This window comes from Snodgrassella sp. ESL0253, assembly GCF_013344965.1.
Classification (GTDB): domain Bacteria; phylum Pseudomonadota; class Gammaproteobacteria; order Burkholderiales; family Neisseriaceae; genus Snodgrassella; species Snodgrassella alvi_B.
On record NZ_JAAEDQ010000001.1, the window covers coordinates 214,449 to 227,753 of the forward strand.

Here is a 13,305-nt window from a genome sequence, read left to right on the forward strand (position 1 = left end):
ATGAATTTCCTTTATTTAAATTTAAATGATTGAGTCACGGATAATTGGACAAGTCATACAATGACCGCCGCCACGCCCACGTCCCAATTCACCTGCATCCACTTCTAATACCTCTACACCGTGATCACGCATTATCTTATTTGTATAAATATCACGGTCATAAGCAATACAAACCCGTCTATCCAGCATAATTACATTATTAGCATCGTCCCATTGCTCTCTTTGAGCTTGGAAACTATTCCCGCCAGTTTGAATACGGGTAACTTGCGAACCTGTTACCTTGCCCATTGCTTCGGCAACAACATCAACAAAATGTTGCCCCTTATGTTCTTCAATAGTGATTTCTTCTTCAGCACTCCTTTTATATAAGCTGTAGCATTTAATCTGATCGACAACTTCCGGAAAAACTGAAAATAAATCATAATCTAACATCGAAAATACGGTATCCAGATGCATTGCTGCACGCGATTTAGGCATTTGACATGCAATTACCCTAGTTGCTCCATCCTCTTGACCACAAATACTTTTAGCTAATTGAGATACCATTTGCGGGTTAGTGCGTTCGCCCATACCAAGCAAAACGATGCCGTTTCCTATCGGCATGACATCTCCCCCCTCTACCGATAATGTTCCTGAACTTTCATCCGTATCGCCCCACCAGATTTTGGTCTTACCTGCAAAATAAGGATTAAATTTATAGATTGCGCGCATGATTAATGTTTCTGGACGACGTGCAGGCCAATACATCGGATTTAAACTGACACCGCCATAGATCCAGCAACTTGGATCACGTTGGAAAAGAGCATTTGGCGTAGGAGCAATTAAAAAATCATCATCGCTCATATAATTAAACATCAAATCACTACTTGTCTTAAAAGGTAAATCTGATTTTGTAATACCACCGAATAAAAACGCAGATAAATCTTCAGCAGCAAGCTCATTTAACCAGGCACGCACATCACTTAGCATATGAGCCCCAATGTTTTGAGGAATAAAAAGACGATCAAGAATCCAGTTTCTATGTTCTTTATTTTGTAATACTTCACTTAACGCAATATTGGCATCAATGACATGAACACCACGATCTTTCATTATTTTCACAAAGTTATCATGATCACGTTGAGCTTTTTCAACCCAAATCACATCATCAAACAAAAGATCATGGCAATTAGTTGGGGTCAATCTGTTATGGGCTAAATTAGGGCGACACACCATGACACTGCGTAATTTACCGCACTCTGAATTAACACCGAAATTTCCTGACATTATCAAAACTCCTCAATACATTATTTAACATGTAGATACTGAATTCAGAACTATTATGACTTTTTTGTATTGAAATTAAATTTTTTTAATTATCTATCTTTAATATATTTTGAAATTTTGTTTCAAACAATCCATGATTAATAGAATCAGATTTTAAATGTAAATTAAGCTGAAAAAAGTCCTGCAAAATTCTTCAAAATTCTCTATCATTAAACAAAAAGGGAAGCATGAAGTGACAAAACCAGCAGAACATCAAACAGTATCAATATCAGAAAAAGCCGAAGCTGACATACCTGTCAAAAGCTTTTGCGGCCAATACGAAAGAGGTATTTATACATTGCAGAAATGATAAAACAGCCAGTTTTCAGAAATTAAAAGTACAGGAGCAAATAAACTGACAACCCTAAACTAACGTAGCTATATTAAGTGATTTAACCAAATAGATTAATCAGGAGTACATAATGTATATCTTTTTGTTAACCTTTAAAATGCAAAAAGCATAAAACAGTTAACAATATATAGCACCAAGCATCCTCATAAGGAATTAAGCAATATGATACCAATAAAATATAAATTATTTGAACAAGATACATAATTTTCTATGCAATTGCTGTACTAACAATGAGGCATATATAATGAAATTAGATAACATTGATAAAAGAATACTTCGAATACTTCAGCGAGAAGGTAATATTCAAAATAATGAACTTGCCAAAAAAGTAGGATTATCTCCATCCCCCTGTCTGCGACGCATAAAAATATTAGAAGATGCCGGATTTATAAAACAATACGTAGCACTACTCGACAAAAAAACCATTAACAAACAACTAATAATATACGTCAGAATAAAGATAGATATTGCCAACACTAACTCTGCTGCCATCGAAAGATTTATTTATGAAGTAAAATTACTGTCACAAATCCAAGAATGTTATGTAATGGCAGGAGAAAATGATTTTTTACTGCGGGTTTTGTGTAAGGATTTAGAAGAGTATAGAAGTTTTCAAGTCAATACCTTAGCATTGTTACCAGGCGTCTGTAATATCAGAACAGAAATACCATTACAGGTTGTGAAATGGACAACAGAAATAGACATTTAAATATAGAAATAAAAAAGCCTGAATTTACAGGCTTTTTTATTTCTTACATTTTGTCTAATACATCTAACCCCAAAAGATGCATTCCCTGTTTTAAGGTTTTCCCTGTTAATCTGGCTATCTGTAAACGACTATTTCTGATTTCATCCTTTTCTTTTAAAATCGGATATTTTTCATAAAATTTAGAGAAAGAAGAGGCTAATTGAAATAAATAATTAGCAAGATAATGAGGCATACATTCTTTCGCCACAGAAATAATCACATCCTCAAACTGCAACAATAAGCATAACAGATTTATCTCATCCTGCTCTATTGCCCTGATAACATGATCAACATCAGGCTCAATAGACTGTCCGCTTTTATTAAGCAAACTTTGAATACGTGTATAAGCATATTGTAAATAAGGCGCAGTATTCCCATCAAAAGACAGCATGCCTTCCCAGTTAAAGATATAATCACTAGTTCTATTTTTAGACAGATCTGCGTATTTTATTGAAGAAATACCAACAGCAGTAGAAATTTTATCAATTTCTGCATCTGATAAAGCCGGATTCTTTTGACGTACCAATACCGCTGCCCTCTCTACCGCTTCATTCAGCAGATCAATTAACTTCACCGTATTACCATCACGAGTTTTAAATGGTTTACCATCCTTTCCCATCATAGTACCAAAGGCAATATGCTCTAACTTAGTCTTTTCTGTCGCGAATCCTGCTTTATGAACCGTTGCGAATAACTCTTTAAAGTGCAAACTTTGGCGGACATCAACAACATAGATAATCCGGTCTGCTTTTAACTGTCTAACACGATAGCGAATACATGCCAGATCAGTAGTCGAATACAGAAAACCACCATCGCGCTTCTGAATAATAAATGCAGTCGGATTACCGTCGTTATCTTTAAATTCATCCAAAAATACTACCTTTGCCCCCTCACTATCTACTGCTATGCCTTTCTGAACAAGTTCATCAACAGTTGGCTGTAAATCATCATTATATGAAGATTCCCCTTTCAAATTACTTTCATTAACCAACAATCCAAGCTTTTTATAGACGCCCAAACAATGTTTTTGAGACACCTGTACAAAGCGACGCCATAAAGCAAGAACCTTTTCATCGCCACTTTGTAATTGCACCACATAGCTTCTGGCTGTTTTTGCAAATTCTTCTGATTCTTCAAATCTTTTTTTTGCATTTCGATAGAATTCTTCTAAATCAGCCAACGCAACATCACTCTGCCCGACTTTTTCCGCTTCTACCATATAGGTAATCAGCATACCAAACTGCGTTCCCCAGTCACCAACATGGTCCTGACTAAAAGCATCATGGCCTAAAAATCTTAAAACTCTATTTAAAGCATCGCCAATAATACTGGCACGCAGATGCCCAACATGCATCTCTTTGGCTAAATTGGCAGAAGGATAATCAATTGGTATAATTTGTTTTGGTTGTTTTTTTACGCCTAGCCGTTCATCAAACAAAGTTTCAAATGCCCTCTGGCTAAGAAAACCGCTAGATAAAAAAATATTAATAAAACCCGAACCCAATATTTCGATACTATCAACAATCCCTTCTTCTTTTAAACTTGCTAAATTATTTACAACATTTTCAGCAACCTCTCTAGGATTTAATTTTAAAGATTTTGCTGCCCCCATGGCACCATTAATCTGATAATGGCCAAATTCAGCTTTCGATGCAGGGCGTAATAAAGCTGGATATAAAGACAAGCCACTAATTTCAAAAGCTTTATCCACATAATGACTTAAAAATTTTTGTAATTCCATTATCACACACCTCATCTTTTATATTTATACTTCTATATATAACATAAAAAAATATAAAAGAAATTATAATTATTAATAGAATTTATTGATAAATGTGCTTTTTATTAAATTATTTAACAAAATCTATAAATATATTGATACTAAACATATATTTATAAAAAAATATATACGCATACTAAAAACTAAAACATTAGCACAAATATAGCATATAAAATATAAACCATAATTTTTCTCATACAATTCAGAATTTCCTCAATATACCAGCAACATGCCAAGCATACTTCACTTACACAGACTTTATTAAAATAATAGTAGCCACACGCTGAAAAAGAATTACAAATATTGCGTAATTTCTTGAGCATCAAACCAAAAATAACCAGCTCAATAGCAAAATCGCATCAACATCAAAACAAACAGAAATTAAGATAATTATCAATGATTCTGGCCTAAATATAAAAATAGATACTTAAAACCTTGATAAACAGCTAGAAAAATACGGCAGTATGGAAACAATCAATATCAGGTAATTAAAAGTTTTAAATCTATCCAAAACCACATCAACTTATTACACATGCCTGTTAATAATATTTTTATCTATAAATTCGTTTATCTGACACCAGACATATATCAGCAAAATAAAAATGTCAGCTTCACAGCTTCACATCCAAAAACAAACAGCAAAAACTAGCAATAGATGTTGCCATTTATTTGTACCAGACTATGCTTTTTCGCCATTAAATTCTACCTACCCCCACCACCGTGCATTTATCGTAAAAAATAATTATTGCTTTCAGCTTATCTTTTCATTACATAGATTAAATTTTGTATAACCGATTATTTCCTTTATGTTAAAACTGTGATAATTTCTATATTAGCTATAGAGGACAAATCAGTATGAAGAGCATATTTAAACTGTATTTTAAGCTTAGCTGTTTAAGCTGCCTGCTACTGCTAGCTGGTTGTGATGATGATAAGCAGAGCGGCGATAAAGCGGCACAGCAGCAACCGGCACCTGTAGTACGCCATCGGGACAGATTTGGCCGCTATGATTCTATTGGTAATCTGGGCGGCAAGCCAGTAAGTATCCCTGGTGGAGTGGTGTTTACCTGGGTACACTATATCGGCGACCCGAGCGATTTCGATACCAGCAAACAAGCACAAAAATATCAGCGTCCGCCGATTACTTACCAATTGCCTATTGAAGGTTTTGATTTTCAGTACCGGCTAACAGATGGCGCGGTTAAAACCAGAAGAGAGCAGACAGATGAGGATTATCTGCGTGATAACAGAACTTTGATTCCAGAGGGGAAGCCATTTCCATGGGGCTATACCATTGTTTACAACATTGTTGATCCACACCAGCCACTTAATTTTAATAAAGCACTAGCTGACGAGTTACAAGCCACCAAGAAAGTCTGGCACTTTGACTATTTTGAACAACCGCAAAAAGTATATGGCTTAACTTATTTCAAAGCCAATAATGGGATTGATCCCCGTACCAATCAGCCGTGGCAGGATAATATCGCCGGACCGGATATTTTTATTTCCAAAAATGCGCAAGGTGATATTAAAACCTATATTCTGTGTGATTTTATTGGCGATGTTCAGCAATGCAACCATCGATTTTATCTTAACTATATGCCAGTAATGGTAGATATAAACTATAACCGGATTTATTTAGAAAAATGGCAACAAACCGAAAAAAATATAGCCGGCATACTGGATAGCTGGGTGGTTACGGATAAAGGCGCATTAATTAAGAAGCAGGCAGGGAAGATGTAAAAATTCCTGCTAATTATGTCTGTATTGTTAACAACTGATGAAAGAGGTAAGTAGATATCTAAGCTACAGCTTTTAATAAAAAAACTGGCAGCCATCACTGGCAGAAAATCTTGCCATTTATTTTTATCAAACTATGCTTTTTCGCCATTAAATTCTACTTATCCCCACTACAGTGCATTAATCGTAAAAATAATTGTTGCTTTTAGTTTATTATTTCATTACATAGATTAAATTTTGTATAACTACTTATTTCCTTTAGGTTAAACCTGTGCTAATTTCTATATTAGCTATAGAGGATAAATCAGCATGAAGAGCATATTTAAACTGTATTTCAAGCTTATTTGTTTAAGCTGCCTGCTACTACTGGCTGGTTGTGATGATGATAAGCAAACCGTCGATAAAGCGGCGCCGCAACAGCAGCCGGCGCCTATAGTACCCCATCAGGACAGATTTGGCCGCTATGATTCTATTGGTAATTTGGGCGGCAAGCCGGTAAGTATCCCCGGCGGTGTGGTGTTTACCTGGGTACACTATATCGGCGACCCGGGCGATTTCGATACCAGCAAACAAGCGCAAAAGTATCAGCGCCCGCCGATTACTTACCAATTGCCTATTGATAGCTTTGGTTTTCAGTACCGGCTGACAGATGGCGCGGTGATGAGCTATAGAGAGCAAACGGAAGAGGATTATTTGCATGATAACAGAACTTTGATTCCAGAGGGGAAGCCATTTCCGTGGGGTCATATTATTGTTTACAACATTGTTGATCCACACCAGCCACTTAATTTTAATAAAGCGTTTACTGACACTCAGCAAACTAAAAAAGAAGTCTGGCACTTTGAATATTTTGAACAACCACAAAAAGTACATGGCTTAACTTTTTTCAAAGCCAATAATGGGATTGATCCCAGCACCAATCAGCCGTGGCAGGATAATATCGCCGGGCCGGATATTTTGATGTCCAAGAATGCGCAAGGCGAGATTAAAACCTATATTCTGTGTGATTTTATTGGCGAAGTTCAGCAATGCAACCATCGATTTTATATTGATAATTTACCTATATTGATAAGCATAACTTATAACCGCCACTATTTGAAACTCTGGCAGCAAACCCAAAAAAATATAGCCGGCATACTGGATAGCTGGGTGGTTACGGATAAAGGCGCATTAATTAAGAAGCAGGCAGGGAAGGTGTAAAAATTCCTGCTAATTATGTCTATATTGTTAACAACTGATGAAAGAGGTAAGAATATGTCTCAACCACAGGTCTTAACTAAAAAAGATATAGAAGCTTGGAGCGAGCAAATCAAAACCGGCGAGCTGTCGGCCATAGGGGAAGTGTATCAGGCGCTGGCCCAAAAGGGCTATGACTATGCTCAATGGGCATTTGGGGTGGCCACGGCTGATACCCTTACTGGCAATGGCGCTTTGCAGTTTATGCAGGCGGTGGCCAAAGACCATAAGCAAAAGCTCCCCCAAGCGCGGGTTGACAGTGTACGGCGCGATATGGCGCTGGGCTATCTGGCCATGCTGCAAAAAAAACTGGAAAACGGCCAAGGCGGTAAAGATATTACCTATGAAGAAATGTTAGACTTTCATGTAAAAGTTTTTAATGACAATAAGCTGGATATCAGCTACTGGACGCTGTATACGCCGATGTCGATTATCCAGAACCATGCTTCGGCTACCGGCAGCAATGGTCAGGTGATTGGTGGTAAGCAGGTTGTGGAAAATATGTGGCAGCATATGCGGGCTACTAAGGGAATCAAGCTTAAAGGCTCATGGGTAAGCCTGATGTTATACGGAGTAATGCGGGATGCGCAGAAGGGCTACATTTACGTTAATAAGTCCAACGGTGAGGTTGCGCCAATAGACTACATTATCAAGACTGCTGCTTATTCAATTAATATTCCTATCGCTAATATTGTAGTAGGTACCGATGTGGAGAAGTTGGCTAATGTACTTGGCTATAAAAAGGTGGCCGTTTCCAGTGCTGAGCAGCAGCAGGCGCGGCAGTGGTGCAAAGATACGGATATGGCGGCTGCTTTCACTGCTTTTGCCAAGGAAATGGTTGGCGATAATATTCTTGTTTATGGTTCAACTCATACTTGGTATAAGGATTATGCTACGCCGGAAAACAGGCTTACCGGCAAGTTTTTTGCCAATCGGAATACTTCTGCTGCCACGCAGAAGCGGCTGGCCAATAACTGGCAATTGATGGGCGGCGCGAGTATGACTAAATGGATTATCGCCGCGGTATTAAATGAAAATCTGGCCGATAGTTCTAGCGCGCTACTGTCTTCCATTAATGAGACTAACTTTCTGGATAAGGGATTGGGGTTTGTTTTTGAGCCTAAAGCTGGGCACCGCAGGCCGATAGCGGGTGCAACAGATGAGTATGAATTCAAATATGAGCTGGAATATATTGATGCTACGCCGGATAGTGTGCTGAGTATTTTGCAGAATTTAACCAGTAAGAGAGAAACAGCTAAGGTATCGCAGTATTTACATGCGCTGTTGCAGTTGAATCCGGTGGTGGTATTGAATCCGGATTTTACGCCACAGCAAAGAAGTGTGGATGATGTAGGTGAAGACTGGATTAAAATCCGCTGCTGGGCCATTCAGGAGATGAAATACGCTAAGGCAGTAGAACACAATGAGTATGTACGTGCCCTGCTCCATGGGCTGTCGCCTACTCCGGCTCCCGAGATTGATATTAATCAGCAGCTAACCATGCATCTGCGGCAACAGAAAGAGCTGGTTGAGTCTATCCGGACGAAATATGGTTTTGGTAAAGATGATGTGATTCGTTTTCGTGATGAGAATACCGGCCTAAGCTGGGTGACCAATGGTGCGATAACTCAAGCCGGCCATGTGGTGCTGATGCTTTCTGATAATGCCACTGGTACTCATTCTGGCAGTAGTTTAGGCGATGTGATTATAGGTGGTGGCGGTGATGATGTTATCGATGGCGGCGCTGGCGATGACTATTTATATGGTGGTGCCGGGAATGATACGTTGATTGGCGGTAGCGGCAATGATTTATTGTCTGGCGGTGAGGGAACAGACCGTTATTATTTCAATGCAGATGATGGGCAGGATCGTATTATCGATAGTGATGGTAATGGCTATATCTATCTGGACAATAAGATTTTTTCATCATATCAGTGGATAGGGAAAGAGCTGAATGTATGGCAGTCAGAGGATAATAAATGGCAGGTGTGGCTGAATAAAACCGGTGATTTATGCATTCAGTCTCTGACAGACAATAAAGATATTCTTGCTATTGAGGGATGGAATGAGCTTAAAGGGAATAAACTCGGCATTAATTTACCCAATATGCGCCCGCCTAAGGAAAAAAATAAAATTCTGGGCGACTGGCGCACGAAAATCATTCATGTAGAAGGCCATTTTGAGGAAGAATTAGAGTCTCTTAAAGGCCATTATCACTATGATTGGGATAAGCGCAGTGCCGACGGCCGTATTATCGATGGTAAACACGAAAACGGTTTTGAGGACGTTATTTTCGGCACAGCCAAGGATGATGAAATTTCGGGGCTGGACGGCGGCGATGCTATTGATGGCATGGCCGGTGATGATGTGATTCTGGGTGGCGATGGCATTGATCTGCTCGCAGGCGGCGGTGGCTCCGATACCATCAGAGGTGGTGCCGGAGATGATTATATTTTTGCCAATAATCATTTAACGATATCTCAACGAGAGAAGCCGGATGAGCGCTGGAAGCTGCCTGATTTTGGTAAAAAACCGATTCATGCTGGCCCAAACTGGGGTATATTTTTTGACAGAGGTAATTATTTGAATATCTCTGGTATTAGCGACTGTTTTGATGAGCCCATCTCTGCTGTAGGCGGTATGTCATATGGGGGAGATTTTCTATATGGTGATGAGGGCAATGACTTTATTGTTGGCGGTAATCTGAATGATTATATCGAAGGTGATTCGGTAGCACCGGGCAGTACGCAAGAAGGAGATGATGTCGTTTTTGGTATGGGTGGCAATGATTATATTGTCGGTGGCAAGGGTAAAGATATCTTATATGGCGATGGCCTTGTTAGACGTGGTCACTTAAATTCTCTTGCTAGCTGGGCTCATGGAGATGATCACATTGATGGCGGCGAAGGTGATGATGAAATCATTGGTGGTGGCGGCAATGATGTGATTATTGGCGGCGATGGTGATGACTGGCTGTATGGCGATGATGGTGGAAAGACATTAAGAGAAATACTTGATAGCCAATATCATGGTAGTGACACCATTTATGGCGGTGCCGGTAAAGACTTTATTGTAGGTGGTGGTGGCGATGATTTTCTCTATGGCGGTAATGACGAAGACATTATATATGGCGATTCTTATGATATGAATAGAAATTTTTCACAATCAACATGCAATGATCATATCTGGGGCGATGCCGGTAATGATGAGCTGTATGGTGGCTACGGAGACGATGTGATTCATGGCGGCGCTGATCATGACAAAATTTATGGCGGCCACGGTAATGATGAGCTTTATGGCGATGAAGGCAATGACGTTATTTACGGGGATGATGAGAATAACAAAGAAATTCAGGGTGCAGACTATATTGATGGCGGCGCCGGCAATGATAGTTTAATAGGCGGCGGTGGAGACGATTGGATTTTCGGGGGCGATGGCGATGATAAGATATGGGGTGATGAGAATAAAAATTTTGTCGATGCTGACTGTTCAATAAACGGCAATGATCATCTGTTTGGCGGAAATGGTAATGATATTATTGATGCCGGATATGGTACTGATGAAGTTGATGGCGGCGAAGGAAATGATGTTATATTCGGCGGCGGTGGTCATGATTACCTTTATGGTGGAAATGGCGACGATATAATTATCGGTGATTTCAATAATATTATTGGTTGGGGAGTTGGTTCGGATGGTTCTCGTGATCCTATTTTAATTACAACCGAAAATTCTAAATATACCGGCGATGATGTTATATACGGCGGAGAGGGTAATGACAGAATATATGGAGATGTTTTGCAAGAATTAGAAAGTTTTTCTGGAAATGATGTTTTATATGGTGAAGGAGGAGACGATTATATTAATGGGGGTTATGGTAATGATTACATTGATGGAGGTATCGGTAATGACCGGCTAATTGGCAGTGGTGGTGATGATGTGATTTATGGTGGTGATGGTAATGATATTATTTATGGCGACAGTGAAGAACCTGTAAATAGCGATAATGCAAAAACCAGTGGTAATGACGTTATCTTCGGCGGAGATGGAAACGATTTTATCAGTGGCGGCAGCGGCAATGATAATTTACAGGGTGATGATGGCAATGATCAGCTGTATGGAGGCCTGGGCGATGATAATTTATATGGCGGAGCCGGTAATGATTTGCTTAACGGTGGTAAAGGCAATGACTATCTAAATGGCGGTATGGGTGATGATATGTATGTAATTAAAAACGGCGACGGCATCACTACAATTGAAGACCATAATGGATTGTCTTATATTAAGGTTGATCAGATAAAATCGCTTACTTTCAGTGCTTATAAAGACGGAATAGTGATTAAAAACGGGGTTAAAGGCGATATTATTTATCTGCTCGGCTATAATTTGAAAAACCGGGGCAAAGATTCTGATTTAGGCAATATTATATTTACCGAAGATGGTAAGCATGGGCAAACTTTATTAAGCCTGCTTACAAAGCGAAAACCTGTTGATATGCCCCTTATTCCGCAGTTTGAAAAAGATTCGGCTCTCAGTAATCACCTGTTCCATTCTGCTGACAATAGTCTGCATGAAGATTCAGGCAATTATGCCGCAGGCCTTGCCAGAATTCCTGTAAAGAATGCGGCGCCGGATAACCATGCCAATGAAATTATCAATTCCGGTTTTAATTACGCTGATGCGATGCTACTCAAGCAGGCAATGGCGGCTATGAGTTCAGGACTTGTTGATAGCAGCATGGCAATATCACCGCCACAGGATAAACTTTTAGATACTGCTAATAATTATTTGAGTGTTTCGGCTGTATAAAAGCAACTTTCTGTTCTGTTAATTTGAATTTATGCCTGTAACAACAGTTACAGGCTTTTTTTACGGGCAAATATTGGCATCAGTTATCGATTACTATAATCAGGATGTATAATCTTTACTTGATGAAACAGCAAATATTAAATTATTAATTTATTTATGGAGAAATAACACATGTGCCAGTTGTTAGGCATGGATTGCAATACGCCCACTGATATTGTGTTTTCTTTTGAAGGTTTTCGTTTGCGTGGTGGTTTAACGGATCATCATGCTGATGGTTTTGGTATTGCTTTTTTTGAAGGCCATGGTGTACGCCTGCTTCAGGATGACAAGCCCTGTGCTAGCTCACCGGTGGCTGATCTGGTGCAGCAGTATAAAATTAAGTCGGAAAATGTGATTGCACATATTCGCAAGGCTACGCAGGGGCAGGCTCATCTGGTAAATACGCATCCGTTTGTACGCGAATTATGGGGAGAATACTGGGTATTTGCCCATAATGGTAATCTGCGCCGCTTCGCGCCGGCCGGAGGAGAATATTTTAATCCGGTAGGTACTACCGATTCCGAGCAGGCATTTTGCTATCTGCTTGAGCAGCTACGCCAGCGTTTTCGCCACAAGCCTACACGCGAGGTTTTATTTCATACAGTAGCAGAAATCACTGCTGAACTGCGCCAATACGGGCTGTTTAATTATATGCTTTCTAATGGCGACTGGTTAATAGCCCATGCCAGTACCCTGCTCTTTTATATTATCCGGCAGGCACCTTTTGGTAAGGCCGTTCTGGCAGATGAAGATGTGGCCATTGATTTTTCCGCCGTAACTACGCCGCACGATCGAGTGGCAGTAATTGCCACCCTGCCTCTTACCTGTAATGAGCATTGGCAGCAACTGGCCATTAATGAGCTGGTGATGTTTAGTCAGGGAGAAATTGTTTTGCGTGATTGTATTCAGCCGCCGCAATATATGAGTGTGGAAGAAGGGCTGGCCATTGCACGTAAAGCGGGGGTAAGTATGTAATGGCTTATTGAAACAGATGATTTATTTATCTGGTACAAGGAAAAATTTTAGTCTGCGGGTTGATTGCAGTAAACACAATATCGCTGATTTTGATGATTGCCAGACAATAGCATGCATTTATACAGCATAGTATTAGCTGTTTATTTTGTTGGTTTACGTGCCTCTGTAGCCGGTAAATACATTCTACTTTTAATTTAATCTTACCGGCTAATCAACATCGGGATATTTGTATGCACAAACAGACTGTGTAATAACAAACTGCAATGGATTTCTCTGTCTAATAAACTAATTTACGTGCTATACCAGCGAATCAATACAGATTTA

General features: G+C 39.4%; 7 protein-coding genes. 5 read left to right on the plus strand and 2 right to left on the minus strand.

Annotation, left to right across the window (positions count from 1 at the left end):
- Window positions 1-21: 21 nt before the first annotated feature.
- The gene (locus tag GYX26_RS00915) at window positions 22-1,266 is read right to left on the minus strand and encodes an arginine deiminase (RefSeq protein WP_174827673.1); all 1,245 of its coding nucleotides are present in this window, start codon (window positions 1,264-1,266) and stop codon (window positions 22-24) included.
- 635 nt (window positions 1,267-1,901) lie between these two features.
- On the opposite strand from GYX26_RS00915, the gene GYX26_RS00920 reads away from it, so the two are divergent.
- Window positions 1,902-2,366 (plus strand): Lrp/AsnC family transcriptional regulator, encoded by a 465-nt coding sequence (locus GYX26_RS00920; protein ID WP_174827674.1) that lies wholly within the window; start codon window positions 1,902-1,904, stop codon window positions 2,364-2,366.
- Between the two features lie 43 nt (window positions 2,367-2,409).
- Here the strand turns inward: GYX26_RS00920 and argS are convergent, their stop codons facing one another.
- A complete protein-coding gene (gene argS / locus GYX26_RS00925; RefSeq protein WP_174827675.1) occupies window positions 2,410-4,146 on the minus strand; it encodes an arginine--tRNA ligase in 1,737 nt (578 codons plus the stop codon).
- Window positions 4,147-5,040: 894 nt separating this feature from the next.
- On the opposite strand from argS, the gene GYX26_RS00930 reads away from it, so the two are divergent.
- The 4 genes from GYX26_RS00930 (at window position 5,041) to GYX26_RS00945 (ending at window position 12,981) form a co-directional block, all read left to right on the plus strand.
- Window positions 5,041-5,928, plus strand: coding sequence for a hypothetical protein (locus tag GYX26_RS00930; RefSeq protein WP_174827676.1), 888 nt, complete (start codon window positions 5,041-5,043; stop codon window positions 5,926-5,928).
- Window positions 5,929-6,234: 306 nt separating this feature from the next.
- A complete protein-coding gene (locus GYX26_RS00935; RefSeq protein WP_174827677.1) occupies window positions 6,235-7,125 on the plus strand; it encodes a hypothetical protein in 891 nt (296 codons plus the stop codon).
- Between the two features lie 54 nt (window positions 7,126-7,179).
- Entirely contained in the window at window positions 7,180-11,967 is a 4,788-nt protein-coding gene (locus GYX26_RS11585) for a calcium-binding protein (RefSeq protein ID WP_304944908.1), read from the plus strand.
- Window positions 11,968-12,138: 171 nt separating this feature from the next.
- On the plus strand, window positions 12,139-12,981 hold the full coding sequence (locus tag GYX26_RS00945) for a class II glutamine amidotransferase (RefSeq protein ID WP_174827679.1): 843 nt from the start codon (window positions 12,139-12,141) through the stop codon (window positions 12,979-12,981).
- Window positions 12,982-13,305 lie beyond the last annotated feature (324 nt).

What these genes read in the sequence shown, in the direction of transcription:
- GYX26_RS00935 (WP_174827677.1), top strand. Translation starts at nt 6,235, where the DNA reads ATGAAGAGCATATTTAAACTGTATTTCAAGCTTATTTGTTTAAGCTGC.
- GYX26_RS00920 (WP_174827674.1), top strand. Translation starts at nt 1,902, where the DNA reads ATGAAATTAGATAACATTGATAAAAGAATACTTCGAATACTTCAGCGA.
- GYX26_RS11585 (WP_304944908.1), top strand. Translation starts at nt 7,180, where the DNA reads ATGTCTCAACCACAGGTCTTAACTAAAAAAGATATAGAAGCTTGGAGC.
- argS (WP_174827675.1), bottom strand. Translation starts at nt 4,146, where the DNA reads ATGGAATTACAAAAATTTTTAAGTCATTATGTGGATAAAGCTTTTGAA.
- GYX26_RS00915 (WP_174827673.1), bottom strand. Translation starts at nt 1,266, where the DNA reads ATGTCAGGAAATTTCGGTGTTAATTCAGAGTGCGGTAAATTACGCAGT.
- GYX26_RS00945 (WP_174827679.1), top strand. Translation starts at nt 12,139, where the DNA reads ATGTGCCAGTTGTTAGGCATGGATTGCAATACGCCCACTGATATTGTG.
- GYX26_RS00930 (WP_174827676.1), top strand. Translation starts at nt 5,041, where the DNA reads ATGAAGAGCATATTTAAACTGTATTTTAAGCTTAGCTGTTTAAGCTGC.